We start from the raw sequence: 24,794 nt of genomic DNA on the forward strand, positions 1-24,794 counted from the left end.
ACCCGTGGGCTACACGAAGAGGTTGGCCCGCTCGAGGTCCTCAGCGAAGTCAACCTCGACGGCGTAGAGGTCGGAGATGTCTACCGGCTCGACGAGCAGGTTGTCCTGCTCAATCGCCAACTCTATGCCACGTTCGAAGTAGTCCTGGTCCCCGACGCGGGCCAGCTGGCGCACGAGCGTCGCCTTGTCGCGGCTGGAGATGTAGTTGATACCGACCGCCTCGCCGAGGCCGCCCTTGACCGTCTTCGAGAGCTCCTTGATGTAGCCCTCGGCGGTCGTCGTGTACTTGACCTCCTCGTCGGACACCTTGCTGGTGTTCACGGTGACGAAGGTCTGGTCGCGGGCGACGAGCTTCGACGCGCGGTCGAGGATGGCGGGGTCGAAGACCACGTCGCCGTTCATCCAGAGCACGCCGCCGGGCGCCGACGCCTGGAGGGCGCGGAGCAGGCTCTTGGAGGTGTTCGTCTGGTCGTACTGCTCGTTGTAGACGAAGGACGCCTGCGGGAACGCCTCGATGATGTGCTCGAGCTTGTATCCCACGACGACCGTCACGCCGGCTGCGCTGCCGAAGGTGTGACGGATGTTGTCGAACTGCTGGCCCATGATGGTGCGACCGTCGCTGAGTTCGGTGAGGGGCTTCGGGAGGCTCCGGCCGAGACGGCTTCCCATCCCGGCTGCCAGAATTACGACCTGGGTCACGTTGATCTCCTTAGTTCCGACCGATGCGGGGAATCGAAGGACCCGGTACCAGCGTGCTGGAAGCCGGAATTCGCCCATAGTTCACCCACGAGTAGTTCACGGGACACGCCGTCATGCCTCCCAAGACTCTAACCTGAGCGACCTTCGACCTCCAGGATTGACCTTGAAGTCGTTTTCCTTTCGTGATATTTCTGCTGGTTCGATTCTTCCGGGCATCCGGACCGAACGCCCAGGCCGTGAGAACAGGGGCGCTTGGTAGCGTGGGGCGGTGAGCGACGGAACCAGGTCCGCGGGCAGAGACGCCGCGCGGGACGCAGGGCACGGCGTGCCCCTCAGTGCCCTCAACGACATCAGTGCCCTCAGCGGCGGCGCGGACCGAGCGCGGAGAGCCCGCGACGCGGCCGATTGGCTCGCGGGGGACGCCACGACCGCAGGCGGCCCGGTCGCTCCCGACGCCCCAGTCGCTCACGACGCGCCGCGAAGCGGGGGCGCGCCCGTTGTGCCCCGGGCCGGCGTGTTCCAGGATGTGCCCGTGATCGAGGACGCACCCGCAACAGAGCGGTCGAGGACGACCGCCGAAGACCGCTTCGGCTACGCGCGGTCCCGGCTGGACGAGGCGCGCGCACCCCAGGTGGCCCACCCGACGCCGACTACGCCCGGAACGTACCCGCCGCCCGAGCCGACCGGAACGTCCCGGCGTCCCGCCGATGCGCCGGGCGCCGAGGGCGTCGTGCTGTCGATCGACGGCCTTCGGAAGCGATTCGGCTCGACCGTCGCCGTCGACGACATCGACCTCGACGTGCCCACGGGATCCTTCTACGGCATCGTCGGCCCGAACGGCGCGGGCAAGACCACCACGCTCTCGATGGTGACCGGCCTGCTTCGGCCGGACGGCGGGCGCATCACCGTCCACGGCGTCGACGTCTGGGCCGACCCCGTGCGGGCGAAGCGCAGCATCGGCGTGCTGCCCGACCGGCTGCGCCTCTTCGACCGGCTCACGGGGGCGCAGCTCCTCTACTACTCGGGCATCCTCCGCGGTCTCGACGCCGCGACCGTGCGGCAGCGGTCGGCCGACCTCATCGCCGCCTTCGGCCTCGAGGACGCGGTGAACCGGCTCGTGGCCGACTACTCCGCGGGCATGACCAAGAAGATCGCCCTGGCCGCCGCCATGATCCACTCGCCGCGCCTGCTCGTGCTCGACGAGCCGTTCGAGTCGGTGGATCCGGTCTCCGCGGCGAACCTCATAGACATCCTGCAGCGTTACGTCGCGAGCGGCGGCACGGTCGTGCTCTCGAGCCACGGCATGGACTTCGTCCAGCGGGTCTGCGACCACGTCGCTATCATCGTGACCGGACGGGTGCTCGCTGCGGGGACCATGCGGGAGGTGCGCGGCGGGGGCACCCTCGAGGACCGGTTCGTGCAGCTGGCGGGCGGCCGCAAGGCGGCGGAGGGCATGGAGTGGTTGCACACTTTCTCGGACTGAAGCTCCGGATCCTCGCCAACACGTTCAAGCGCAGCCCCTGGCAGCTCGTCGCGCTCATCGTCGGCCTGCTCTACGGCATCGGCGTCTGCGTCGTCGCCGTTCTCGGGCTGATCGCGCTCCGCCTCGCCGACGTCGAGACCGCGCGCAACGTCGTCGTCATCGGCGGTTCCCTCGCGGTGCTCGGGTTCCTCGTCGTGCCCCTCGTGGTCGGGGTCGAGGACACCCTCGACCCGCGCCGGTTCTCGCTGTTCGGCATGTCCACCGACACGCTCGCGCTCGGCCTGGCCGTCGCCGCCTTCGTCGGCGTCCCGTCCCTCGTCATCGCCTCCGTCGCCATGTCGACCGTCGCGACGTGGTCGCGGGGAGTCGGCCCGGCCGCCCTCGCGGTCGTCGGCGCTCTGCTCGTCACGCTCACCTGCGTGCTAGGCGCGCGCGTGACAACGTCGGTCGCCGCGCTCACCCTCGCCACCCGGCGCGCGCGGGACACGACCGGGATCGTCGCCCTCGTCGCCCTCGTGCTCATCTCGCCGGCCGTGTCGTTGCTCGCGAACGTGGACTGGGGGCGCGACACCCGCGTCGCGTTCTCGACGCTCGCCACGACGCTCGGCTGGACGCCGCTCGGCGCCGCCTGGTCCGCCCCCGCCGACGCGGCCGCGGGCGACTACGGCGCCGCCTTCCTCAAGCTCCTGCTCGCCGCCGCCTTCGTGGGCGTGCTCGTGCTCGGCTGGCGCGCGCTGGTGGCGCGGATGCTCGTAACGCCGGAGCGCGAGTCGCACGTGAAGGTGTACGGCGGCCTCGGCCTGTTCGACCGCTTCGCCGCAACGCCCACCGGCGCCATCGCGGCCCGCAGCCTCACCTACTGGCTCCGCGATCCCCGCTACCGCGCGACGCTCGTGATGATCCCGATCCTGCCGGTCCTCCTGTTCATCCCGCTGAGCATCGCCGGCGCGCCGGCCGAGGCGCTGTGGCTGATGCCGCTGCCGTTCATGTGCCTGTTCCTCGGCTGGTCGATCCACAACGACGTCGCCTACGACAGCACCGCGCTCTGGCTGCACGTGGCGTCCGGCACGCGCGGCACCGCGGACCGCGTCGGCCGCATCGTGCCCGTCGCGCTCGTCGGGATCCCGCTCGTGCTGGTCGGCGCGATGGTCAGTGCGAACTTCCACGGCGACGACGACGTCCTGCCCTCGCTCATCGGCGTCTCGTCCGCGATCCTGTTCGCCGGGATCGGCCTGTCGAGCGTCATGTCGGCCCGGTTCCCCTACCCGGCCGTGCAGCCGGGGGACAGCCCCTTCAAGCAGCCGCAGTCGAGCGGCGCCGTCGCGGCCCTGCTGCAGTCGGTGTCGTTCCTCGTGTCGCTCCTCATCGCGTCGCCCGCCATCGTGTTCGCGGGCATGGAGCTCGTCTACGGCGGGGACTGGGGACTGTGGTCCCTCGCGTCCGGCGTCGCGATCGCCGTGCTCTCCGTCGTGGTGGGCGTCGCCTGGGGTGGCCGCATCTTCGAGCGCCGGGGGCCCGAGCTCCTCGCCTTCGCCACCCGCAACTGACCCGTGGCCGGCCCTCCTCAGGGGTCGTAGAATGTCCGGTCGTACACTGAGGAGATGTTTTCGATGAGCATGGTCCCTGAGGCGCCCCGTGAAGGGGGCGGCACCGACATCCTCGACCGCGAGCTCGAGGAGCTCCTCGAGCAGGAGCACATCGAGCCGGGCGATCACGAGCGCTTCTCGCACTACGTGAAGAAGGAGAAGATCCTCGAGTCCGCTCTCACGGGCAAGCCCGTGGTCGCGCTGTGCGGCAAGAAGTGGCTGCCGGGTCGCGACCCGCAGAAGTTCCCCGTCTGCCCGGACTGCAAGAAGATCTACGACCGGCTGAAGGACTAGCGCCCCTCGGTCGATCTGGCCCTCGGTTCCGCCGGTCCACGGCCGCGCTAGCCCTCGTAGGTGGTGGGGATCGCCGGGTCGCCCGCGCGCAGGCGGAACGCCTCGGGGGTCAGCTCGCCGATCGCGGACGCGTGGTGCTCCCGCGCCCGGCGCGTGCCGTCCGGCCCGAGGAACGACCCGTCGATCTCGCCGCCCGTGACCAACGGCACCAGCAGCTCGCGCTCCGTCGCGGAGTCGTCCGGGTCCTCACCGATGTAGATGCGCTCGAGCAGCGCCTTGCCGTGCGCGTCGAGGCGCCGCACGGGGTACTTCCGGCCGCCTACGGACTGCTTCTGCGCCGACTTCTTCGCGACCGACACCCAGTCGCCGGCGCCGTTCCGGTGGGCGACCAGCTTGAACACCATGCCCGCGGCGGGTGCACCCGAGCCGGTGACAACGCTGGTGCCCACGCCGTAGGCATCGACGGGGGAGGCGGCGAGGGCGGCGATGCCGTACTCGTCGAGGTCGTTCGTGACCGTGATCCGGGTGCGCGTCGCCCCGAGGGAGTCGAGCTGGGCCCGCACCTCGGCCACGAGCGTCGGCAGGTCGCCGGAGTCGATGCGGACGGCGCCGAGCTCGGTGCCCGCGACCTTCACAGCCGTCGCCACGCCCTGCTCGACGTCGTAGGTGTCGATCAGCAGCGTCGTCCCCGGCCCGGCCGCGTCGACCTGGGCGCGGAACGCGTCCTCCTCGCTGTCGTGCAGAAGCGTGAAGGCGTGCGCCGCGGTGCCCATGGTCGGCACGCCCCAGCTGCGGCCGGCCTCGAGGTTGGAGGTCGCTCGGAAGCCGGCGATGTACGCCGCGCGCGCGGCAGCGACGGCGGCACGCTCGTTGGCCCGGCGGGAGCCCATCTCGGCAAGCGGCCGGCCGCTGCTGACGGACACCATGCGGGCGGCGGCGCTCGCCACCGCGGAGTCGTAGTTGAGCACGCTGAGGGTGAGCGTCTCGAGGATCACGCCGTCGGCGAAGGGGGCGTCGATCACGAGGATGGGGGAGCCGGGGAAGTACAGCTCGCCCTCCCGGTAGCCCCAGATGTCGCCCTGGAAACGGTAGTTCGCGAGCCAGTCGAGGGCCTCCGCGCCGATGACCGCGTTGTCGCGCATCCACTCCAGCTCGGCGTCGCCGAAGCGGAAGTCGCGGATCAGCTCGAGCAGGCGCCCGGTGCCCGCGACGACCCCGTAGCGCCGCCCGTTCGGCAGCCGGCGGGCGAACACCTCGAAGACGCACTCGCGCGAATGCGTTCCCGCGCGGATCGCCGCGTCAAGCATCGTGTACTCGTACCGGTCGGTGAGAAGCGCTGATGAGCTGGCCACGCGCCAAGCCTAGGGGGGAGGGCGGGGCCGCTGCGGAGAGCACGGGAAGGGAGGAGGAGCCGTGTCGCGGGCGGCGACTACACTGATCTCCCGTGAGTGACGCGCCGATCGGGATCTTCGACTCCGGGGTCGGCGGACTCACGGTGGCGCGGGCCATCATGACCCAGCTGCCGCGCGAGTCGATCATCTACATCGGTGACACCGCCCACTCGCCGTACGGCACGAAGGCCATCGCCGAGGTGCGCGAGTACGCGCTCGAGGTGCTCGACACGCTCGTCGAGCAGGGCGTGAAGATGCTCGTCATCGCCTGCAACACCGCGTCGGCTGCCATGCTGCGGGACGCCCGCGAGCGCTACGACGTGCCGGTGATCGAGGTCATCCAGCCCGCCGTGCGCCGTGCGGTCTCCGCGACGCGGAACCTCCGGGTCGGCGTCATCGCGACCCAGGCGACCACGACGTCCCGCGCGTACGACGACGCCTTCGCGGCTGCGCCGCACCTCCAGCTCTTCAGCCAGGCCTGCCCCCGGTTCGTGGAGTTCGTCGAGCGCGGGGAGACCCACTCGCCCGAGCTGCTCGAGGTCGCCGAGGAGTACCTCGCCCCGCTGCGCGACGCCGGCGTCGACACCCTGGTGCTCGGCTGCACGCACTACCCGTTCCTCAAGGGCCCGATCTCGCTCGTCATGGGCCCGGAGGTCACCCTGGTGTCGAGCGACACCGAGACCGCGAACGACGTGTACCGGGAGCTCGTGTCGCACGGCACGCTCCGCACGTCGCCCGAGCCGGCCACGGTGCGCTACGAGGCGACGGGCCGCAGCGCCGAGGAGTTCCTCGCGCTCGCCGAGCGCTTCCTCGGGCCCCGGGTGTCCTCCGTCGAGCTCGTACAGACGGGCGCGATCCCGCTTCCGGCGCAGCGCTAGCGGTCGCCGCCGGTCGTCCGGCCGCACCGCAGCGCACCCCCAAGACCGCACTGGCACAACGCACCACGCACCGCACCACAGCCCCACCACGAACAGAACGGGATCGACGATGACCGGGAACACACGCAAGGACGGACGGACGGCGGACCAGCTGCGCCCGGTCACCATCGAGCGCCGCTGGAGCGCGCAGGCCGAGGGGTCCGCGCTCATCTCCTTCGGCAACACGCGCGTGCTCTGCACCGCATCCTTCACCCCCGGCGTGCCGCGCTGGCTCTCCGGCAAGGGCAAGGGCTGGGTCACCGCGGAGTACGCGATGCTCCCGCGCTCCACGAACGACCGGATGGACCGCGAGTCGGTCAAGGGCCGCATCGGCGGCCGCACTCACGAGATCTCCCGCCTCATCGGCCGCAGCCTGCGCGCCGTCATCGACACGAAGGCGCTCGGCGAGAACACGATCGTGCTGGACTGCGACGTGCTCCAGGCGGACGGCGGAACCCGCACGGCGGCGATCACGGGGGCCTACGTCGCCCTGGCCGACGCCATCGAGTGGGCCAGGACCAAGAAGCACATCCCGCAGCGGGCGACCCCGCTGATCGACAGCGTCGCCGCCGTGTCTGTCGGCATCATCGACGGCACCCCCATGCTCGACCTGGCATACGTCGAGGACGTGCGGGCGGAGACCGACATGAACGTGGTCGTGACCGGGCGCGGGCTGTTCGTCGAGGTGCAGGGCACCGCCGAGGGCGCGCCGTTCGACCGGCGCGAGCTCGACTCCCTCCTCGACCTCGCCGTGACGGGGGTCGGCCGGCTGACCGAGCTCCAGCTCGCTGCGCTCGCGGACTCCCGATGACGAAGGTCGTGCTCGCGACCCACAATGCCCACAAGGTCGAGGAGCTGCGCCGCATCCTCGGGCCGCGGCTCGAGGGCTTCGAGCTGGTCGGCTACGACGGGCCCGACCCCGCCGAGACGGGCACGAGCTTCGCCGAGAACGCCCTGATCAAGGCCCGCGCGGCGGCCCGCCACACCGGCCTGCCGGCGCTCGCCGACGACTCCGGCATCGGCGCGGACGTGATGGGCGGCGCGCCCGGCATCTTCTCCGCCCGCTGGAGCGGACCGCGCAAGGACGCGGGGGAGAACCTGCGCCTGCTCCTGTGGCAGCTCACGGACGTCCCCGCCGAGCACCGGGCCGGCGGCTTCACCTGTGCCGCCGCGCTCGTGCTCCCGGCCACGGGTGAGGAGCACGTCGAGACCGCGGTGTGGAGCGGCCGCATCCTGCAGGAGCCCCGCGGCGCCGCCGGGTTCGGCTACGACCCGATCTTCCAGCCCGACGGCTATGACGTGTCCGCCGCCGAGCTGCCGCCCGTCGAGAAGGACCGGGTCAGCCACCGCGCCATGGCCTTCGAGCGCATCGTCGCGGTACTCGCAGAGAAGCTGCCCCGGGCGTAGAGTTTCGGTGTGCCGAAATCCGGGCTGGCCGTCCACCGAAACTCGTTCCGCGCGGGCGCGATCGGGCTTGCGACAGCGCTGACCCTGGCCGGCTGCGCCGCGCCCGCGGCCGAGGCGGACCGGGCGGACGAGCGCCCGCTGGTGCTGACGACGTTCACCGTGCTCGCCGACATCGCGCGCCAGGTGGGGGGCGACGAGGTGCGCGTCGAGTCCCTGCTGAAGACCGGGGCGGAGATCCACGGCTACGAGCCCACGCCCTCCGACCTCGTCCGCGCATCCGGCGCCGACCTCATCCTGGACAACGGCCTCGGCCTGGAGGGCTGGTTCCAGCAGTTCCTCACCACCGTCGACGTCCCGCATGCCGTGCTCAGCGACGGCGTGGACACCCTTCCGATCGCCACGGGCCACTACGCGGGGGAGCCCAACCCGCACGCCTGGATGTCGCCGGTCGTCGGTCAGCAGTACGTGGGCAACGTCGCGGACGCGCTGAGCGGCCTGCTGCCCGAGCGAGCCGACGTGTTCCAGGCCAACGCGGCGGCGTATCGCGAGGAGCTCCAGGGGGTGGCCGACCGGCTCGAGGCCGCCGTCTCGACCCTGCCCGTCGACGCCCGGGTGCTCGTCACCTGCGAGGGCGCCTTCAGCTACCTCGCCCGTGACGCCGGACTCGACGAGGGGTTCCTCTGGGCCGTGAACAGCGACAACGAGGGCACGCCGCAGCAGATCGCCGCCACCACGCGGCTCGTGGCGGACCGGGACGTGCCCACCGTCTTCTGCGAGTCGACGGTCAACGACGCCGTCCAGCGGCAGGTGGCGCGGACGACGGGAGCCGCGTTCGCCGGGCCGCTCTACGTCGACTCCCTGTCCCGCCCCGACGGCCCGGTGCCGTCCTACCTCGATCTGCTCGAGCACGACGTCGACGTGATCACGAAGGGTCTCGCCCATGACTGACGCGATCGTCTCGCTGCAGGGGGTTTCGGTGCGCTACGGCGCGGTGCAGGCCCTCACCGACGTGTCACTCGAACTGCCGGCAGGCCGCATCGTCGGGCTGCTCGGCGTCAACGGCTCCGGCAAGTCCAGCCTCTTCGGCGCCGTCATGGGCACGGTGCCGATCGAGTCGGGGCGCATCCGGCTCTTCGGGGGCGAGCCCGCCGCCGCCCGGAAGCGGAATCTCGTCTCGTACGTGCCGCAGTCGGAGGCGGTCGACTGGGACTTCCCCCTGTCGGTGTGGGACGTCGTGATGATGGGCCGCTACGGGCGCATGGGGCCGACGCGGCGGCCGCGCGCGGAGGACCGCGAGGCCACCGAGCGCGCTCTGCAGCGCGTCGGCCTCCTCGACCTCGCCTCCCGGCAGATCGGCGAGCTGTCCGGCGGGCAGCGAAAGCGGGTGTTCGTCGCCCGCGGGGTGGCGCAGGAGGCGAGCCTCCTGCTGCTCGACGAGCCCTTCGCCGGGGTGGACAAGGGGTCGGAGCGGACCATCATCGAGCTGCTCCACGGCCTGCGGGACGAGGGGAAGGCCATCCTCGTCTCCACGCACGACCTCGCGGGCGTCCCGGAGCTCTGCGACGAGGTGGTGTTGCTGCAGCGCCGGGTGCTGTTCCAGGGCTCGCCGGCCGACGCGCTCGCGCCCGAGACGCTGGCCCTCGCGTTCGGCGGCGGAGTGGCGGTGACGGGATGACCCCGATCGAGTGGCTGCTCGAGCCGCTGCAGTACGCGTTCATGGCCCGGGCGCTCGTGGTGACGCTGGTGGCCGCGGTCACCTGCGCGATCCTGTCCTGCTGGCTGGTGCAGATCGGCTGGTCGCTCATGGGCGACGCCGTGTCGCACGCGGTGCTGCCGGGCGTGGCGCTGAGCTACATCCTCGGCCTGCCGTTCGCGGTGGGCGCCTTCGTCTTCGGCGCCGGCGCGGTCGCGCTGATCGGCGGCGTGCGGGCCACGACGAAGATCAAGTCAGACGCGGCCATCGGGGTCGTCTTCACGGCGCTGTTCGCCATGGGGCTCGTGCTCATCTCGATCACCCCGAGTCAGACGGACCTGTCGCACATCCTGTTCGGCAACGTGCTCGGTGTGAGCGACGCGGAGATCGCGCAGGTGGTGGTGATCGGTGCGGTCGCGAGCGCCGTCCTGCTGCTCAAGCGGCGCGACCTCACGCTGTTCGCCTTCGACCGCAGCCACGCGAACGCCATCGGCATCAACACCCGCTGGCTGTCCGTGCTGCTGCTCGGACTCCTGGCCCTCACCGTGGTCGTCGCGCTGCAGGCGGTCGGCATCATCCTCGTGGTCGCGATGCTGATCACGCCGGGCGCGACCGCGTACCTGCTGACCAAGCGCTTCGACCGGATGATCGCGCTCGCCGTGCTCGTGACGGCCGTCGCCTCCCTCGGCGGCGCGTACGCCAGCTTCTACCTCGACGTGTCCACCGGCGGCGCCGTCGTGCTCGCGCAGTCGGCGGCGTTCACGCTCGCGTACCTGTTCGGCCTCCGCGGCGGCGTCGTGACCGCGCGGGTGCGGGTCGCCCGGGCGCGGCGGCTCGAGGCGGCCTCGTGACCGGCGTGCCGCCGGGACCGGGCGCGGTGCCCGTGGCGTTCGAGGACTACGTGAAGGCGATCTATGCGCACACGGAGTGGCAGCCCGAGCCCATCACGCCGTCCGTTCTCGCCGCCCGCCTGGGTCTCGCGGCGTCGTCCGTGACCGAGATGGTGAAGAAGCTCGCCCGCGTCGGGCTCGTCACCCACCGGCCGTACGGCGCGGTCACCCTGACCGACGAGGGCCGGGCCCTCGCGCTGCGGATGCTGCGCCGGCACCGGCTCATCGAGACCTGGCTGGTGCGCTCCTTCGGCTACGGCTGGGACGAGGTGCACGACGAGGCGGAGGTGCTCGAGCACTCGCTGTCCGACCGCCTGCTCGAGTCCATAGCCGAGCAGCTCGGACACCCCGAGTGCGACCCGCACGGCGACCCGATCCCGACCGCCGACGGCCGGGTGAGCCGGCCGGAGGCGTTGCTGCTGCACGAGGCTGCCGTCGGGCACGCCGGCGCGGTCGTGCGCATCAGCGATCGGGACTCCGGCCTGCTGCGCTACCTCGCGTCCGTGTCCCTCGACGTCGGCACGGGACTCACCGTGCTCCCGCCGACACCCTTCAGCGACGCGGTGTGCGTGCAGGTGCAGGACGGGCCGCGGCTGGAGCTGGGCGCGCAGGCCGCCCGCTCCGTGTGGCTGTCGGCCTGACCCGCGCAGAGTGCGCGGGCCGGCCTCGGCTACCGGTCGCTGACCTCGCCGTGGTAGCCGGGGCTCGGGTGCTGGGTGAAGTCCTCGGGGTCGAGCAGCAGTTCGGCACGGCTGCGTCCGGCGGCCGCCTCCGCCGCCGCGGCGGCCTTGGCCTTCCGGCTGGACTGCACGTAGTGGATGGCGGTCGGGACGATCGTCACGACGACGGCGCCGAGGAGGATCATGTCGATGTAGTGGCTGACGAAGTCGCGGAGCGGCGGGATGTACCCGAGCAGATAGCCCGCGTAGGTGAGGCCCGCGCCCCAGAGCAGCGCGCCGATCAGGTTGTAGAGCGAGTACTTGCGGTAGTTCATGTGGCCGACGCCGGCGGCGAGCGGCGCGAAGGTGCGCACGACCGGCACGAACCGCGCGAGGATCACGGCGAGGCCGCCGAACCGCTCGAAGAACCGGTTGGTGCGCACCACGTTCTCGCGGCTGAAGATGCCGCTGTCTTTGCGCTCGAAGACCTTCGGCCCGGCTTTGTGCCCGATGAAGTAGCCCACCTCGCCGCCCACGAAGGCGGCGAAGCCGATCGCCAGGCAGACCCACCAGATGTCCATCTCGATCACGCCCGAGAACGTCAGGATGCCGGTGATCACCAGCAGGGTGTCGCCGGGCAGCAGGAAGCCGACGAACAGACCGGTCTCGGCGAACACGATGAAGCAGATGCCCAGCAGCGCGAACGCACCGAAACCCTGGATCAACTGCTCCGGATCGAGGAAGGGGATGAGTGCGGTGGGCGCCACGGGTTCGGGTTCTCCAGTTCGCTGGTCACGTGCACGGGGCGACCGATGGGGGTACTCTCTCGCCGCGCGCGGTGCTCATCACACTAGCGCGCAGGGTGGTCGCCGAACCGAGGGATTTCCCCCCAAAGCGGGAGCGGCCGATGCGCGCGGGGGAAGCGTCCATGGCGTGTGCGCGCGACAGGGGGAGAACTCCTAGAATGGGTGCATGAACATCGTGGCCTTCCTCGTCTCGGCGCTTCTCTTCCTCGGCGGCGTCTTCCTCCTCGGAGCGTCGTTCGGGGTTCCCGGCTGGGAGATGCTCGTGTTCTTCATCGGCATCCTCGCCGTGACCGCGGCGTTCTTCATCCCGGTTCAGATCATCGGCGCCATGGAGCGCAGGCGCTAGATCGGCGGGATCCCTCGGATCCTGAAGCTGCGGCAGACCCCCGGTCTGTCGCAGCTTTTTGCGTGCCCGGGTGGTTCGGCGCCGTCGGCGCCGTCGGTGCCGTCGGTGCGGGAGAAGGGACTTGAACCCTCACGCTCGAAAGCACAGGAACCTAAATCCTGCGTGTCTGCCAATTTCACCACTCCCGCGGGCGGTTCCCAGTGTAGGGGCCGCCGGCTTCAGTCCTCCGCGGGGTCCATGACGTTGAAGACGGCGCCCACGGGATCCGCCAGCTCGGCCATGCGGCCGTAGGGCGTGTCCTCCGGCTCGCCGCGCACGGTGCCGCCGAGCCGCACCGCGTCGGCGCAGGCCCGGTCGACGTCCGCCACCTGGAAGTAGACCCGCCAGCGCGAGAGCCCGTCCTCCGGCGGGAGCGCGTCGGCGTCCATGATCCCCGCGTACGGGCGGCCCTCGAAGACCTGCACGCAGTAGCGGAACTCGTCGGTGTCGCTCTCGACCTCGGTCTCCCAGAGGAAGGCGTTGCGGTAGAAGTCGAGGGACGCGGCGTAGTTCCTCGCCTCCACCTCGTGCCACACCGGTGCGCCGTCCTCGTTCACGATCTCGGTGCCGGGATGGTCGCCCGGCTGCCACACGCCCACGAGCGCGTCCCCGGGGTCCGCCACGAGCGCCATGGTGCCCAGGCTGCCGATCGCCAACGGCTCGACGAGCACATCGCCGCCGTGGGTCTCCGCCGCGGCGGAGGTCGCGCACGCGTCCGGCGACGCGAGATAGACCAGCCAGCCCTCGGGCGCGCCGGACCCGACGTCCGCAGCGCTGATGCCGGCGAGCACGGACCCCTTCAGCCGACAGGCGATGTAGCCGTTCTCCTCCGCGGGTGTATCGGTGGTCCAGCCGAACAGCTGGGAGTAGAAGCGCGCCGACACCGTCGGCTCGCGGGTGTAGAGCTCGATCCAGATCGGGGCCCCGGAAGGGGTGAAGGCTCGCGTGGGCATGGCGGACTCCTTTGTGCGCGGCGCTGCGCAGCACCGGCGCTTCGGGTGCGCCGGTACCCAGATGGTAGTGAGCGCGACCGTCCAATGCGGGAGCGCCCGTGCCCCAGATTCCGCCGTGCGGCCCCTCGCCCGGCTGTGGAGAACTCGCTCCGGCCGGTTCTCCTGCGGCCGAGAATGCTGCGGTGTCGTCCGCAGCCGAGATCATCGCCGAGAGGGTGCGCGAGCGTGTGCGGCGCGACGGGGTAGACCTGGCCGAGGGCGGGCCCGCGACCCGTTACGTGCAGGACGAGGTGCGCCGGTACAGCGAGCGCGCGCTCGGCGGGGCGACGCCCGTCGTCGCCGACGAGTCGGCGGTCGCCCGTCAGGTCGTCGACACGCTGACCGGGTTCGGCGCGATCCAGCCGTTCCTGGACGATCCGACCGTCGAGGAGATCTGGATCAACTCGCCCACGCGCGTGTTCGTCGCGCGGGACGGCGTTCCGGAGCTGACCACGACCGTGCTCACGGACGGGGAGGTGCGGGACCTGGTCGAGCGGATGCTGCAGTCCTCCGGGCGGCGGGTGGACCTGTCCTCGCCGTTCGTCGACGCTTCGCTGCCCGACGTTATCTGTGGGTGAGCCAACGCCGTCAGCGACGGTCAGCAGCGAGAGCGAGGCCTGCTGTAGGACTGACAACTGTCGGTGGCGGTCAGTAACCTGCATCCGTGACGATCCCTCAGTTTTACCGACTCGACCGCGCCGTGCTGCCCGACGGCTCTGTGCGGTTCGTCATCGTCGATCAGCAGGACGAGGTGCACACAGCCTCCCTTTGGCTCGCCGCGTTGGCGGACGTCGGACGTTCTCCGCACACGATGATCAGCTACGGTCGCAAAGTTGCGCACTACCTCTCCTGGGTCGTCACGATGGAGGACTGGCGGGCAGCAAAGCTGTCGCACGTTATCCTGTGGCGGCGAGGCCTCGCGGCAGGAGACAGGCTAAGCCCAGATTCCATCCGCTTATACATAGTCGCTTTGAGATCCTTCTACGAGTGGGCGGATTCCCGTCGCTATCTGCGTTCAGATGTCGCTCAACAAATGACGGAGGTGAAGTACTTTCCGGCTGGCAGCGCCGCGGGTGGGGAGCGCGGTGCAATTCGACGTGTCACATCGGCGCGGCTACGTGATCGACGCGAGTTTCGCAACACCAGAAAAGCCGCCTGGATAGATAACGCCGATGCACGCGGGGAGCTAGAGGAACTCGAGTTGCGGAAGCGAGACAGGCTCCTCGTAGACCTGTTCTACTTCACCGGTATCCGTGCGGGCGAGGCCCTTTCCCTCTTTACGGCAGACATGCACTTCGGGGGAGGCGACCGGCGATCGAACTGTAACATCCGGGACCCTCATCTTCACGTCAGGACTTCGAACCCGGTGGAGAACGAAGCGCGTGCTAAGGGGCAAGAGCGGACGCTTTTTGTGCAACAGTTCTTAGTCGACCGTTATATCGATTACGTGATCGAGCGCATGGGAAATCTAGGTGAATCGGATGCGTCCAAGCACGTCTTCGTCAATCTCTACACGCGCGGGCCTCACCGGAGCTCGGCTATGAGGTATCCGGGAGTGCGCGACCTTATCCAGCGGTGTGGCGAAGCAATCAAATTCCCGATGGATGGCCCGCACATACTGCGACATACATTTGCGACTCGGCTTCTGCGCGGGATCGACTGCACTCCTCAGCCACGGGATGTCGTCTCGGTACTGTTAGGTCACCGCAGCCGAAGTTCGATAGAGGTCTACGTTCACGATACGGAGAAAGCGGAGCGCGCGGCAATGATAGCGCTAAAGCCCCGCCGGATGGTCCTGGCAGGAGGGTGAAGTGGTGCTCCAAGCTGTGAGAGACGCTCCACTGAGGCTTCCCACTGCCTCGCACGCCGCGGTGACGTGGCAGGAGTTCCTCAGATCTCGGATCAAGTTTGACTGGCGCTCAGGAGAGTTTGACCAAGAGTCACTTGTCTACACCCCGGATCCCGCCGACCCGACCACGGCGATCACGGTCTGCGAGAAGAAAGGCTGCGGCGTCAGACTCGAGCATCGCGGGTTGTGCCCGACATGCCTTACGGCACGAGGCAAGGCCGAGGCGGCCGCTGGTTCAGCATTTGAAGTGAGCGAGTGGCTTCTGATTCCCCGGGTCAGGCGCCCGAAAGCCCGAGGATGTATCGTCATTGGATGTCAGCGGTCCCACGGGACCCGCGGACTCTGCATCAGTCACGCGACCACTTTCAAGAGTTGGGCCGCAAGGAGGTCTCCTAGGCCGGACCCAGAGGACTGGATCCAGGCGCGAAACCCGAAGGGCCTCCAAGCCTTAACACGCTGTCTGGCGGTCATCTGTCAGGCTGACGCATGGGGCCAGTACGGACTCTGCGGCGCTCATTCCTACCGCTACAAGCGTTGGGCGACCGCGCGAAGTTCAGCGGAGCACTCGGTCGAGGCCTGGCTGAGGCTCGCGGTTGAAGTTCCTCACGACACCGATTCGACGACCTCATACTCAGAGGTGATGGCCTTGCCCTTTGGCCTCTTACCCGAGCCACTCCGCTGGGAGCTGCTGTACGCCATTCAGCAACGAGACCTCTCCGATACGGCCAGGATGACGCCCCTGGAATTTCGTCGTGCATATCTTCACCTCCGGCGGTCAGAACTCACGACGGCCGTCGGCCTTGAGGCGCTGACCATGAGAAACCAGGATCGCAACGCCACCGGGATGTTGCGTGACCTCCAATACCGAATCGATGAAGCCCATCGCGAATGGTCCGGTATCGACAATCGACCGGCGAACGTCTACTTCATTCTTGATCTCGACCTCCGATACTCGACGAAGTCTGTTGGGCGAAATGCGAAAATCGACCTGCGCCCGATAAAAACCTCGTGGCTGCTCGATACGATGCGAGCGTTCCTTCTGGAGGGAGGGCCGCACGGGTATTCAGAGCTTTCGCAGGCCGGGCTGGTCGTGCAACTCGTTGATGATGTCCTGGTTGCTCGGCAAACCCGGATCGCGGCTCTCGGCCGTGCTGATATCGACGCCATAATGCGCGCTATACGAGCGCGCTGGACCACCGAATTGTCGCAGCGACGGCACATCGCCGCTTTGCAGGCAATCATCCGTTTCGCGCGCACTAACACGGATGCCGTTCCAGTCTGGAAGCGCGTGCCCGCCGAGTTTGAGATTGATCGCTCGCGGCACCGGCCGAACGGCACGCCAGCCCGCGGCCGATCCGTTGACACCTTGGACGAGCCCTTTCGGTTCGTTCCTCAGCCGATAATCGATTGGTTGATGGACCACCTTCACCTCTTGGAGCGCCGGACCTCCTACCAGACGGCTGAGGCGCGGTTCCTGCTATACCTTCATGAGCGGTGTGGCCGGCGCACGGGTGAAACGGTACGCCTCTTGAACGACTGTCTCAGCTACGACAACGCGGGAAACGCCTACCTTGAGTGGATCCAGGGCAAACCGCCGTGGGGGCAGGGGCGGCGCCTTCCAATAGACCAAGAGACGCACGATGCGATCAGGGAATGGCAGGCGTTCAAGAAGCAGGCCGGGGTGGAATCGAGATGGCTATTTCCATCACCGCGTCGACGCGACTTGCCAATTGATCCTGGGTTTCTTCTTGCGCGCGTACACGATTTCATAGACATCATTGAGCGCGACGCTCCTTACGATTCCGAGGTCGAGGGAGCGGAAGGCAACCTGATCTACTTCGACCTATCAACCATCGACGCTTACTCCTTCCGGCACGCCTACGCCCAGCGGCATGCTGACGCAACGGATCAGTTTGGTCGCGAGGCGGTACCGCAGGACGTGCTTCGAGAATGGATGGGACACTCTAACGCGAACACCACGGCGGTGTACTACGCCGTCACGAAGCAACGCCGCATGAGGGCGATGGCTGCCTTGCCGCCCCGGCGACTCAACTTCCTTGGAAAACTGGTGCCGTTCGATAGGGAACGAGAGAGCTACAACAGAATTGGGGTTGCTTTCGGCAGTTGCACGGAACCGCGCAACGTTGCCGCCGGTGGTGCGGCGTGTGCGATGGATTACGCGTGCGAGTCGTGCCCATTCTTTCTCGTCGACCCTTTCGAGAAAGACGGGATGGTGGCAAAGCGGCAGTACCTGATGGCGCAGATTGAGCGGCTGCAAATCATCGCTCCCGACAGTCACATGGTCAGCCACTATCGAGCGCGGGTGGCTGACTGCGATCGAATCATTGGCGCCATAGATTCCTACATCGCCACTCTTGCTGGCGAGGAGCGCGAAAAGATCGTTTCGGCACTCGATAAGATGTCCGACATGCGCCGACGAGCAACAGCTCACCGTCGCATTGATCTACGCTCTCTCTTCCGGGGTGAATGAGTGATGGTCCAACCATCTACCGAAGGCCTCCGACGGTTTCAGGCTAAGGCTGCTCAGGATAAGAATCTAGCGGTGCTGCAGGCCTTGGATGCAGCCGCCGAGTCCGATGAGCCGCTCACCATTGCGGCGGTCGCGCGCCGGGCCGGCGTCTCGCGCGAGTTCATACACAGTCGCCCCGTGCTGCATGCGAAGGTTCAGGAAGTGGCTGCCTTGAGGGAGGATGCGCGGTCGCGGGTTGCACTTGATCAAGCGACCGTGCAAGAGGGGCGTGTCGCTGACCGCTCTACGCTCGCGACTAAAGTCATCCGGCAACGCGACGAGATTCGACGCCTTGCAGACAGGGTGTCCGAGTTGGAGACCGCTCGATCCAAGCTGCTCGGCGAAAAGCTGCTGGCGCTCGACTCGACCGCCCAGGTGGATATCCAGGAAGCGCTTTCGCGGTCCGATCGGCTTCAGGCCGAGAATCTCGACTTGAAGCGCAGGTTGAACGAGGCCCAGCGCGTGCGAGCAGAACTCGAAGACGCCCTCGCAGCAGTTCGAGTCGCCCTCGCCGAGGCGCTATCGGATCAGCGGTTGAACGTGACTCCGTTGACCCCGCAGCGGCAGAGGCTCCCGGGGGCGCCGCCACCGCCGGCTCCGTGACCTGCCTTCCAACTGAAACTACCGCAGCACGGCGCGCTGTTGTGTATTACAATAAACAGGTATGAACAGCACTGAAAATCGCGCTACGGCGTGTCGTCTACGCTCGTCGTATGCCACGGCCCACGCGCACGCCACCGCTGGCGCGCACCGAAAGTTGGCCGAACGTGCCATCGCCGGATCCCAGCGGTGAAGTAGCGCGCCGCTTCGCGCTGAACCTCCGATCAGCGCTCGGGGCGAAATCGCTACGAGCGGCGGCAGACGTGACCGGGGTCGATCACTCGACCATCCAGGCGATCCTGCAGGGTCGTGTTTGGCCCGATTTAGAGACGATCGCGAAGCTTGAACGAGGCTTCGGGGTGGTCTTGTGGCCGGGACTCGTAGACATCGACAGTTGATCTGAGGTGGACGTGGTGGTGTCGACCGCCCCGCCCGATGGGCCGACCACAAGGCCCTTCGGCCTCGTTCCGTTATCCTCTGTGGCCAGGCTCGGTCTCATAGGAGACGTGAACGGGAGCACGCTCTACGCAATTCGTGCGGCGAAAAAGCTTTGTCAGCTCGGTGTGCGTGTGATCATCCAACTTGGCGATCTCGGCTTACTCAACTCTCGTCGCGACCACCCCGACCTCGAGTGGGTCAACCAGGAGCTGGAAGCTGCCGATCAATGGCTGCTCTTCGTCGACGGCAACCAGGACAACTTCGACGAACTGCTGAGTTACGCGCTCCACCCCAGCGGGCTCCGGCCGATCACCTCAAGGATCTTTCACCTGCCTCGCGGGTACCGGACGCGACTTTGGGATTTCCGCCTAGCCGCCCTCGGAGGCGCCAGCTCTGCAGACGCCTGGCGTGGACACTGGGAGCAGGAAGCTATTACCTCAGCGGATCTCGCTGACCTTGGGAGCGAGCGCGCCGAGATCATGATCGGCCACGACGCACCTCTGCACGTCCGGCCTCTCGAGGATTTTCTCGCAAGTACCGCGCACCGGTGGCCGGCTAGCGGGCGCGTGTACGCGCGCGGGGGTCAGGAAACCTTCCACGATGGCTTCCTGCAAGTCCGTCCGCGGGTTTACGTCGGATCGCATTACGAGCACCACGTCGACACGCGTGTGACGTATGCGGTAAATGGAGAGGCGTTCGAGACGCACGTGGTCCTACTCGACGCGTGTGGGCTTCCAGAATCGAAGAGCATGGCGATCCTCGACTCGAGGACGCTCGAAATCCGGAGCTTCGCGTTGATCGATTCGGATCAGCCATGACCAAGGGTTCTGGACATTTTCGGTCGACAAACGAGTCCGCGGAATCGAAATCGGAGCGGAGATCGGCCCCGCCCCGAAACAACCGTCGAGTGGCGCTGGGAGGGGTGAATTCGAGGATGCGGCAGTGGACCACAAAGCAAGCGGAGCTTGACTTTCCCGCCGACGTTCTCGGCGCCGTCAGGGCGCGGCGCCTCGCTGCAGCCTACGCGAGGGGTGACTTGCCCCTGTTGCTACCGGGGCCACCGACGTACGGCTTCTCGACGGAGGATCTCATCGAGTTCGGCGTGACTCTGGAAGACCTTTCGGGTGAGATCTCCGGTTCCACCCTCGCAAGGATCGCTCGGGGGCTCCTCGTCCGCATTTTGAAAGTAGAGGGCCGCGACGCGGAAATCGACGCCCTGCCGCCCCTTCCAGATCGACCACCGGCATCAGCTGAACCGGAGAGATCGCGTCCCCCTCGAAGAGGGTCTCCGAGATTCCGCGAAAATTGGCCCTGCCACTTCGTTCCGATCGTGCTGGCGTCTCTCGTCGGAGTCGTGGTTGCCAAGCTGTCAAACTCGCTAATCCGCTACCTTCTGCTCCGCGGCTCCGCGCGATGAGCGAACCTGTGCTTCGACCGCTCTCCTCGTCCCGGATCGATCGGGGAGCGCCCCTTGTCGTCCTCCTGCTGATATTGACCGTCGGATCGCTGCTGGTCACGGTCGAACCGGCCTATACCACCACGGCCTTGTTCGTCTTCCTCGCCTACCTCCTGGCAGGAGATGTGTGGGCCTCACAGCTGTCGCGCACTCGGTGGGTGCCGGCCACCCACACCTCCCTGTGGCCTGAGAACACTGCAATGGGCCTTGTCCTGTTCTTGCTTCTGGCGCACGGCGTCTGCACAGCGGTCGGCGCCCCCGTAGGTGGGTGGCTGTCCGTAGTGGGCATGGCCGTTGTCACCGCGGTGATCAGCCCCATCACTTTGGCGCGGTTCCCGGGGGTGCTTTTGGTTCCGCTTCGGGAGCTGCCCTCTGAGCCGCTCAGATACCAAGGAGCGGGTGTGGCTGTATCGACTCGGGCGCCGCGGCTGCCGGGGCACGGAGGCACGGCCGGTGCTCATCCTTCGCCCGTCGGCAGAACGGCGAAAGCGAACCTTCTGCGGCTGAATCGCGAGTTGGAAGTTGACCTCCTGCACAGCCTCGGCCGCGCCGAGGAAGCCGCGGCGCTGGAACCCATCGAACAAGTGATCAGCCGTCTGGACGCTCGCCGCCGCGCCCGCCAACGGAAGTACCTCAACCGCCGGAGGATGCGCCGACGGCCGTCGAAGCGTCAAGGAGCCCGGATCGTCCGACGGAGCGCCTCACGCCGCACCGGCCGCGTGTACGACCCGGACTACGACCCGGCGGCGAAGCGCGACGACGAGGACAACGAGTGGACCGACCTGGACAACATCTCGGACAGTCAGGTCATCACCAACGCTCGCCGCAGCTCCGGGACTACGGCTCCGTGAGACCGGAAGAGTTCACCGCGCTCTTCTACGCGCAGGCCTTCATAAACTGGAGTTCGCTGTGCGTGCGCGATCTGCTTCAGATTCTGGACGGTCAGGGCCAGCGGCCTTGGACGGACTGACGCGAGAGCACGGTCATCCACGAAGGCGATTCTCTATGCGCGGTCATATCCGGTGCGGAGACTCGGCCCTCTGCCCGGTGTCGCACCAATCTATCGTCGGTCGTTGTCGTTGTCGTTGTCGTTGTCGTTGTCGCTGCCCGCGGTAGCGGTGAGTGCCTCGAGTGCTGCTCGCAGGCGTGTATCGGCGTCGGTGGCGACGGCAGCGACGTGTTCGTTGTCCGTTAGTTGGACCATGGTCTGCGGGTCGATCGCTTCAACGGTCGTGTGGGTGCTCTCAGGGCTTCGTCGGACGACGACGTTGCATGGCAGGAGAGCGCCGAGGCTGGGGTCGGCGGCAAGCCCGCGGCTGGCCAGGTGCGGGTTGCAGGCGCCGAGGATGATGTAGTCACCAAGGGACTCAGCGACCGCCGTGCCGAGTTTGGTTTCGAAGGTAGCTCGAACGTCGATCTCGGACAGGATCCCGAAGCCCTGGACGCTGAGGGCGTCTTTTACGCGGGTGAGCGCTTTAGCGTGCGGCAGGTCGAGGGTGATGGCGTTGGTGTACATGTCGCTCCTGGTTCGGCGGGGGGACTTTCAGGCGAGGGAGAGGAACAGCTTTTCGAGTTCTTTCCGGTCCATGGTCCCGTCGGCGCTGGTGATGCATTTCTCGAGGGTGTCGGCGATGATCGCGAAGCCCGCCCGGTCGAGGGCTTTGGAGACGGCGGCGAGCTGGGTGACGACGTCCTTGCAGTCGCGGCCGTCCTCAACCATCCGGGTCACGGCGGCGAGTTGACCCTGGGCGCGTTTGAGCCGGTTGATGACCGGGGTCAGGTCGGCGGGATCGAGGTTCATGCGGGTATCTCCTTGAGCGTCATGAACCTCCAGCGTATACCCCCTGGGGTGTCTTGCATACCCCAGGGGGTATGTGTAAAGGTGGTGGTCGTTCCTGATCGACGCCTCTAGCAAAGAAGGACTTCATGACTGTTCCTCCCACCACGGTGATCGCCCTCGAGCCGGAGACTCTGCGGAGCTGGGTCTCGCAGCATGAGGACCTGGTCGTGCTCGATGTGCGTTCTGCAGCGGAGTTCGAATCCCTGCACATCCGTGGTTCCTACAACGTTCCTCTGCCGCATCTGGCCGAGCATGCAGACCAGGTGGCGGAGCGTCTGGGCAGCCGGGTGGTGCTCGCCTGCCAGTCGGGTGCCCGCGCTGAGCAGGCACGCCAGAGGCTGGCCGCCGCAGGCCTCGACACCGCGTATGTGCTCGTTGGTGGCGTGCCCGGTTTCGCGGCAGCCGGCGGCGATGTTGTCCGAGGCTCTGACCGGTGGGCGATGGAGCGGCAGGTGCGTTTCGCGGCAGGTTCCCTCGTCGTGCTCGGCCTGCTCGGAGGACGTTTCCTCTCACCACACCTGCGGTCCCTCGCCGGCGCGATCGGGACGGGGCTGACCTTCTCCGCAGCGACTAACACGTGCGCCCTAAGCCGAGTCCTCGCGGTCCTGCCGTGGAACAGGGCGACGAACGAGATCACCCCGACGGCCGCGATCGCACAACTCCCCGACACGAGCGAACAGGTTGCGTGATCGTGGGGATGTTCGAGAAGGTCACAGCACTGTTCCGAAGATCTTCAACGACCGTGTCGGTAGCGGAGGCAAAGGACCTCCTGGCCGCCGGGGCGAGCCTGGTGGATGTCCGCACTGTGCGCGAATGGCGCGTCGGTCATGTTCCCTCCGCGAAGAACCTGCCACTGGACACACTGCACAGCACGACCGCGGGAATCCGGAAGGACCGTCCCGTGGTGCTGGTGTGCCGAACCGGCGTCCGCTCGGCGGCCGCCGCTCAGTTGCTCGCCGATCGCGGATACGCCGCCCACTCGCTTCGCGGTGGGATCACCGCGTGGTTGGCCGCCGGGGAACCTTCTCAAAGCGATAACGGGGAGGAAACCATGTCGGAGATCAGCATCACCGAAGCCGACCAGCGCCGAGCCACCGAGCAGGTCCTCGACGTCCGGGAGCATAGCGAGGTTGCCAGCGGGATGATTCCCGGCGTGATTCACATTCCGATGGGTCAACTTGGTCAGCGCCTGAACGAGCTGGACGCCCAGACGCCGATCATCGTCGTCTGCCGCAGCGGTAACCGCAGCGCCATCACGGCAGAGGCGCTCACCTCCGCCGGCTACCGCGCCGACACCATGGCCGGCGGCATGATCGCCTGGACACGTGCGGGTCTTCCCACCACCTGAACGGCACACGACCGGCTCGAACGATCGCCTGAAAACGGCGTCCTCTCCTCGCCGAGCCCCGACATCCCTCATTTTCTGTTCTCTATCAAAGGATCTCTCCGTGGACGTCTCCATCATCGAAACCCCGCAGCTCGGGGACCGCAGCTACCTGGTCCATGACGGTGAGGTGGCACTCATCATCGATCCGCAACGCGATACCGATCGGGTCACCACCGCTGCCGCCGAGGCCGGTGTCCGCATCACCCATGTCGCGGAAACCCACCTCCACAACGACTACGTCACCGGCGGCCTCGCCCTCGCCCAGGAACTCGACGCCGTCTACCTCGTCAACGCCGCCGACCCGGTGGCATTCGACCGCCAGTCCATCGTGGACGGGGAAACGATCACCGTCGGCGCTCTGACCGTGAAGGCTGTGGCAACCCCCGGGCACACCCACACTCACCTGTCCTACGTCGTCACCCACGGTGACGAGCAGGCCGTGTTCTCCGGCGGGAGCCTGCTCTACGGCTCCGTCGGCCGCACCGATCTGGTGAACCCCGACGCGACCGTGGGACTCACCCACGACCAGTACGCCTCCGTCCGCCGCCTGACCGTCGAGGCGGACCCGGAAGCCGCTCTCTACCCGACGCACGGGTTCGGGTCGTTCTGCTCCTCGGGCCCCGCCACCGGTGCCGGGTCCTCCACCGTCGGTGAGCAGCTGCAGCACAACCACGCCCTCACCGACCCGGACGAGGAACACTTCGTCCGGGAACTGATCGCGAACCTCACCGCTTACCCCTCCTACTACGCCCACATGGGACCGGCGAACACGGAAGGCCCGGGTCCTGCGGATCTCACAGTTCCGCAGTCCCTCGACCCGCACGAACTCGCCCACCGGCTTCAGGCAGGCGAGTGGGTGGTGGATCTGCGGAACCGGGTCGCGTTCTCCGCCGACCACCTCGCCGGGGCGGTCAGCTTCGAATACGGGAACGGTGCCTCCTTCACGACCTTCCTCGGCTGGGTGATGCCCTGGAATCAGCAACTCACCCTCGTCGGCTCCCACGACGATGTCGAGAACGCCATCCGGGACCTGTCCCGCATCGGCATCGACTCACCTGATGCGGCGATCGGCACCGACCCCACCCAGCTCGCACCTGGTCACCCCACCCGCTCCTACCCGCGCGTGGACTGGGCCGGGTTCCTCACTCAACGACCTGACACCGACACCATCCTCGACGTGCGCCGTGAAGACGAATACGCCAATGGTCACCTCCAGGGGGCGGTGACGATCCCCCTGCACCAGCTGATCACCCGGATGGATGAGGTCCCCGCCGGGAAGTTGTGGGTGCACTGCGGTTCCGGATACCGCGCCGGGATCGCGGCGAGTCTGCTCGAACGCGCCGGACACGACGTCGTCCACATCGACGCGGCCTTCGGTGACGCCGAGGCCGCCGGCGTTCCCGTCACCCACGGCTGACCTGTCCCTCTCAAGGAACGTGTGGGAGGTGGACTCGTCGCCGCCTTCCACATGTTCCTCCTTCCCTGCCGTTGA

27 protein-coding genes, 1 tRNA gene and 1 pseudogene are annotated in these 24,794 nt (G+C 67.7%); 22 read left to right on the top strand and 7 right to left on the bottom strand.

Annotated elements, in window-relative coordinates:
- Positions 1-9: 9 nt before the first annotated feature.
- Entirely contained in the window at positions 10-699 is a 690-nt protein-coding gene (locus DAI20_RS09805; RefSeq protein ID WP_306766471.1) for a phosphocholine cytidylyltransferase family protein, read from the bottom strand.
- Between the two features lie 730 nt (positions 700-1,429).
- On the opposite strand from DAI20_RS09805, the gene DAI20_RS09810 reads away from it, so the two are divergent.
- The 3 genes from DAI20_RS09810 (at position 1,430) to DAI20_RS09820 (ending at position 4,062) form a co-directional block, all read left to right on the top strand.
- The gene (locus DAI20_RS09810; RefSeq protein ID WP_240606028.1) at positions 1,430-2,182 is read left to right on the top strand and encodes an ABC transporter ATP-binding protein; all 753 of its coding nucleotides are present in this window, start codon (positions 1,430-1,432) and stop codon (positions 2,180-2,182) included.
- A complete protein-coding gene (locus DAI20_RS09815; RefSeq protein ID WP_108250363.1) occupies positions 2,158-3,729 on the top strand; it encodes an ABC transporter permease in 1,572 nt (523 codons plus the stop codon). Before DAI20_RS09810 ends, DAI20_RS09815 begins: the two co-directional genes overlap by 25 nt.
- Positions 3,730-3,792: 63 nt before the next feature.
- Positions 3,793-4,062 (top strand): DUF3039 domain-containing protein, encoded by a 270-nt coding sequence (locus DAI20_RS09820; RefSeq protein WP_108250364.1) that lies wholly within the window; start codon positions 3,793-3,795, stop codon positions 4,060-4,062.
- Between the two features lie 47 nt (positions 4,063-4,109).
- Here DAI20_RS09820 and DAI20_RS09825 read toward each other — a convergent pair whose 3' ends face one another.
- Positions 4,110-5,369, bottom strand: coding sequence for a nicotinate phosphoribosyltransferase (locus DAI20_RS09825; RefSeq protein WP_438501984.1), 1,260 nt, complete (start codon positions 5,367-5,369; stop codon positions 4,110-4,112).
- A 137-nt stretch (positions 5,370-5,506) separates the two neighbouring features.
- On the opposite strand from DAI20_RS09825, the gene murI reads away from it, so the two are divergent.
- From murI to DAI20_RS09860, 7 genes are all read left to right on the top strand, one after another.
- A complete protein-coding gene (gene murI, locus DAI20_RS09830; RefSeq protein ID WP_108250366.1) occupies positions 5,507-6,331 on the top strand; it encodes a glutamate racemase in 825 nt (274 codons plus the stop codon).
- A gap of 109 nt (positions 6,332-6,440) precedes the next feature.
- On the top strand, positions 6,441-7,181 hold the full coding sequence (gene rph, locus DAI20_RS09835) for a ribonuclease PH (RefSeq protein WP_108250367.1): 741 nt from the start codon (positions 6,441-6,443) through the stop codon (positions 7,179-7,181).
- A complete protein-coding gene (locus tag DAI20_RS09840; RefSeq protein WP_108250368.1) occupies positions 7,178-7,777 on the top strand; it encodes a non-canonical purine NTP pyrophosphatase in 600 nt (199 codons plus the stop codon). The genes rph and DAI20_RS09840 overlap by 4 nt, the downstream gene beginning before the upstream one ends.
- A 9-nt stretch (positions 7,778-7,786) precedes the next feature.
- A complete protein-coding gene (locus DAI20_RS09845; RefSeq protein WP_205781405.1) occupies positions 7,787-8,725 on the top strand; it encodes a metal ABC transporter substrate-binding protein in 939 nt (312 codons plus the stop codon).
- Positions 8,718-9,452, top strand: a complete 735-nt coding sequence (locus DAI20_RS09850) for a metal ABC transporter ATP-binding protein (RefSeq protein WP_108250369.1) — start codon at positions 8,718-8,720, stop codon at positions 9,450-9,452. The genes DAI20_RS09845 and DAI20_RS09850 overlap by 8 nt, the downstream gene beginning before the upstream one ends.
- Positions 9,449-10,321 (top strand): metal ABC transporter permease, encoded by an 873-nt coding sequence (locus tag DAI20_RS09855; RefSeq protein WP_108250370.1) that lies wholly within the window; start codon positions 9,449-9,451, stop codon positions 10,319-10,321. Before DAI20_RS09850 ends, DAI20_RS09855 begins: the two co-directional genes overlap by 4 nt.
- Entirely contained in the window at positions 10,318-11,001 is a 684-nt protein-coding gene (locus DAI20_RS09860) for a metal-dependent transcriptional regulator (protein ID WP_240606004.1), read from the top strand. The genes DAI20_RS09855 and DAI20_RS09860 overlap by 4 nt, the downstream gene beginning before the upstream one ends.
- 29 nt (positions 11,002-11,030) lie before the next feature.
- On the opposite strand, the gene DAI20_RS09865 is transcribed toward DAI20_RS09860, so the two are convergent.
- Entirely contained in the window at positions 11,031-11,786 is a 756-nt protein-coding gene (locus DAI20_RS09865; protein WP_108250371.1) for a DedA family protein, read from the bottom strand.
- Between the two features lie 205 nt (positions 11,787-11,991).
- On the opposite strand from DAI20_RS09865, the gene DAI20_RS09870 reads away from it, so the two are divergent.
- Positions 11,992-12,171: a hypothetical protein gene (locus DAI20_RS09870; RefSeq protein ID WP_108250372.1), complete on the top strand. Its 180-nt coding sequence runs from the start codon at positions 11,992-11,994 to the stop codon at positions 12,169-12,171.
- Positions 12,172-12,277: 106 nt separating this feature from the next.
- Here DAI20_RS09870 and DAI20_RS09875 read toward each other — a convergent pair.
- Together DAI20_RS09875 and DAI20_RS09880 are read right to left on the bottom strand one after the other, a co-directional pair.
- Positions 12,278-12,359, bottom strand: a tRNA-Leu gene (locus DAI20_RS09875).
- A gap of 30 nt (positions 12,360-12,389) precedes the next feature.
- The gene (locus DAI20_RS09880) at positions 12,390-13,163 is read right to left on the bottom strand and encodes a VOC family protein (protein ID WP_108250373.1); all 774 of its coding nucleotides are present in this window, start codon (positions 13,161-13,163) and stop codon (positions 12,390-12,392) included.
- Positions 13,164-13,345: 182 nt separating this feature from the next.
- Between DAI20_RS09880 and DAI20_RS09885 the strand changes: the two genes are divergently transcribed.
- The 7 genes from DAI20_RS09885 (at position 13,346) to DAI20_RS09915 (ending at position 20,926) form a co-directional block, all read left to right on the top strand.
- A complete protein-coding gene (locus DAI20_RS09885) occupies positions 13,346-13,780 on the top strand; it encodes a Flp pilus assembly complex ATPase component TadA (protein WP_108250374.1) in 435 nt (144 codons plus the stop codon).
- A gap of 86 nt (positions 13,781-13,866) precedes the next feature.
- Positions 13,867-15,012, top strand: a complete 1,146-nt coding sequence (locus tag DAI20_RS09890; RefSeq protein WP_159084986.1) for a tyrosine-type recombinase/integrase — start codon at positions 13,867-13,869, stop codon at positions 15,010-15,012.
- Between the two features lie 679 nt (positions 15,013-15,691).
- Positions 15,692-17,542, top strand: a complete 1,851-nt coding sequence (locus tag DAI20_RS09895; protein WP_159084987.1) for a site-specific integrase — start codon at positions 15,692-15,694, stop codon at positions 17,540-17,542.
- A gap of 72 nt (positions 17,543-17,614) precedes the next feature.
- Positions 17,615-18,184: a hypothetical protein gene (locus DAI20_RS09900; protein ID WP_108250377.1), complete on the top strand. Its 570-nt coding sequence runs from the start codon at positions 17,615-17,617 to the stop codon at positions 18,182-18,184.
- A gap of 110 nt (positions 18,185-18,294) precedes the next feature.
- A complete protein-coding gene (locus tag DAI20_RS19125; protein WP_108250378.1) occupies positions 18,295-18,579 on the top strand; it encodes a helix-turn-helix domain-containing protein in 285 nt (94 codons plus the stop codon).
- A 6-nt stretch (positions 18,580-18,585) separates the two neighbouring features.
- Positions 18,586-19,437 carry a hypothetical protein gene (locus tag DAI20_RS09910; RefSeq protein ID WP_159084988.1) on the top strand — a complete coding sequence of 284 codons (852 nt, stop codon included), beginning with the start codon at positions 18,586-18,588 and terminating at the stop codon, positions 19,435-19,437.
- Positions 19,438-20,032: 595 nt separating this feature from the next.
- Complete coding sequence (locus tag DAI20_RS09915) at positions 20,033-20,926, top strand: hypothetical protein (RefSeq protein ID WP_159084989.1); 894 nt, start codon at positions 20,033-20,035, stop codon at positions 20,924-20,926.
- Positions 20,927-21,135: 209 nt separating this feature from the next.
- Here DAI20_RS09915 and DAI20_RS09920 read toward each other — a convergent pair whose 3' ends face one another.
- Complete coding sequence (locus DAI20_RS09920) at positions 21,136-21,591, bottom strand: DUF302 domain-containing protein (RefSeq protein WP_108250381.1); 456 nt, start codon at positions 21,589-21,591, stop codon at positions 21,136-21,138.
- 27 nt (positions 21,592-21,618) lie between these two features.
- Positions 21,619-21,876, bottom strand: coding sequence for a metal-sensitive transcriptional regulator (locus DAI20_RS09925; protein WP_108250382.1), 258 nt, complete (start codon positions 21,874-21,876; stop codon positions 21,619-21,621).
- Positions 21,877-22,001: 125 nt separating this feature from the next.
- On the opposite strand from DAI20_RS09925, the gene DAI20_RS09930 reads away from it, so the two are divergent.
- From DAI20_RS09930 to DAI20_RS09945, 4 genes and pseudogenes are all read left to right on the top strand, one after another.
- Entirely contained in the window at positions 22,002-22,604 is a 603-nt protein-coding gene (locus DAI20_RS09930) for a rhodanese-like domain-containing protein (protein ID WP_108250383.1), read from the top strand.
- Positions 22,605-22,612: 8 nt separating this feature from the next.
- Positions 22,613-22,915, top strand: a pseudogene (locus DAI20_RS09935) (rhodanese-like domain-containing protein); the annotation flags it as partial.
- A gap of 51 nt (positions 22,916-22,966) precedes the next feature.
- Positions 22,967-23,263 carry a rhodanese-like domain-containing protein gene (locus tag DAI20_RS09940; protein WP_108250646.1) on the top strand — a complete coding sequence of 99 codons (297 nt, stop codon included), beginning with the start codon at positions 22,967-22,969 and terminating at the stop codon, positions 23,261-23,263.
- A gap of 100 nt (positions 23,264-23,363) precedes the next feature.
- Entirely contained in the window at positions 23,364-24,719 is a 1,356-nt protein-coding gene (locus DAI20_RS09945) for an MBL fold metallo-hydrolase (protein WP_108250384.1), read from the top strand.
- Positions 24,720-24,794: the final 75 nt, after the last annotated feature.

The sequence above is a fragment of the Planctomonas deserti genome (assembly GCF_003067705.1).
GTDB classification, from domain to species: domain Bacteria; phylum Actinomycetota; class Actinomycetes; order Actinomycetales; family Microbacteriaceae; genus Planctomonas; species Planctomonas deserti.

Coding starts and splice junctions, on each gene's coding strand:
- DAI20_RS09870 (WP_108250372.1), top strand. CDS start 11,992: ATGAACATCGTGGCCTTCCTCGTCTCGGCGCTTCTCTTCCTCGGCGGC.
- DAI20_RS09895 (WP_159084987.1), top strand. CDS start 15,692: ATGGCCTTGCCCTTTGGCCTCTTACCCGAGCCACTCCGCTGGGAGCTG.
- DAI20_RS09825 (WP_438501984.1), bottom strand. CDS start 5,369: ATGCTTGACGCGGCGATCCGCGCGGGAACGCATTCGCGCGAGTGCGTC.
- DAI20_RS09915 (WP_159084989.1), top strand. CDS start 20,033: ATGAGCGAACCTGTGCTTCGACCGCTCTCCTCGTCCCGGATCGATCGG.
- DAI20_RS09855 (WP_108250370.1), top strand. CDS start 9,449: ATGACCCCGATCGAGTGGCTGCTCGAGCCGCTGCAGTACGCGTTCATG.
- DAI20_RS09850 (WP_108250369.1), top strand. CDS start 8,718: ATGACTGACGCGATCGTCTCGCTGCAGGGGGTTTCGGTGCGCTACGGC.
- DAI20_RS09880 (WP_108250373.1), bottom strand. CDS start 13,163: ATGCCCACGCGAGCCTTCACCCCTTCCGGGGCCCCGATCTGGATCGAG.
- DAI20_RS09840 (WP_108250368.1), top strand. CDS start 7,178: ATGACGAAGGTCGTGCTCGCGACCCACAATGCCCACAAGGTCGAGGAG.
- DAI20_RS19125 (WP_108250378.1), top strand. CDS start 18,295: ATGCCACGGCCCACGCGCACGCCACCGCTGGCGCGCACCGAAAGTTGG.
- rph (WP_108250367.1), top strand. CDS start 6,441: ATGACCGGGAACACACGCAAGGACGGACGGACGGCGGACCAGCTGCGC.
- DAI20_RS09820 (WP_108250364.1), top strand. CDS start 3,793: ATGAGCATGGTCCCTGAGGCGCCCCGTGAAGGGGGCGGCACCGACATC.
- DAI20_RS09940 (WP_108250646.1), top strand. CDS start 22,967: ATGTCGGAGATCAGCATCACCGAAGCCGACCAGCGCCGAGCCACCGAG.
- DAI20_RS09920 (WP_108250381.1), bottom strand. CDS start 21,591: ATGTACACCAACGCCATCACCCTCGACCTGCCGCACGCTAAAGCGCTC.
- DAI20_RS09925 (WP_108250382.1), bottom strand. CDS start 21,876: ATGAACCTCGATCCCGCCGACCTGACCCCGGTCATCAACCGGCTCAAA.
- DAI20_RS09930 (WP_108250383.1), top strand. CDS start 22,002: ATGACTGTTCCTCCCACCACGGTGATCGCCCTCGAGCCGGAGACTCTG.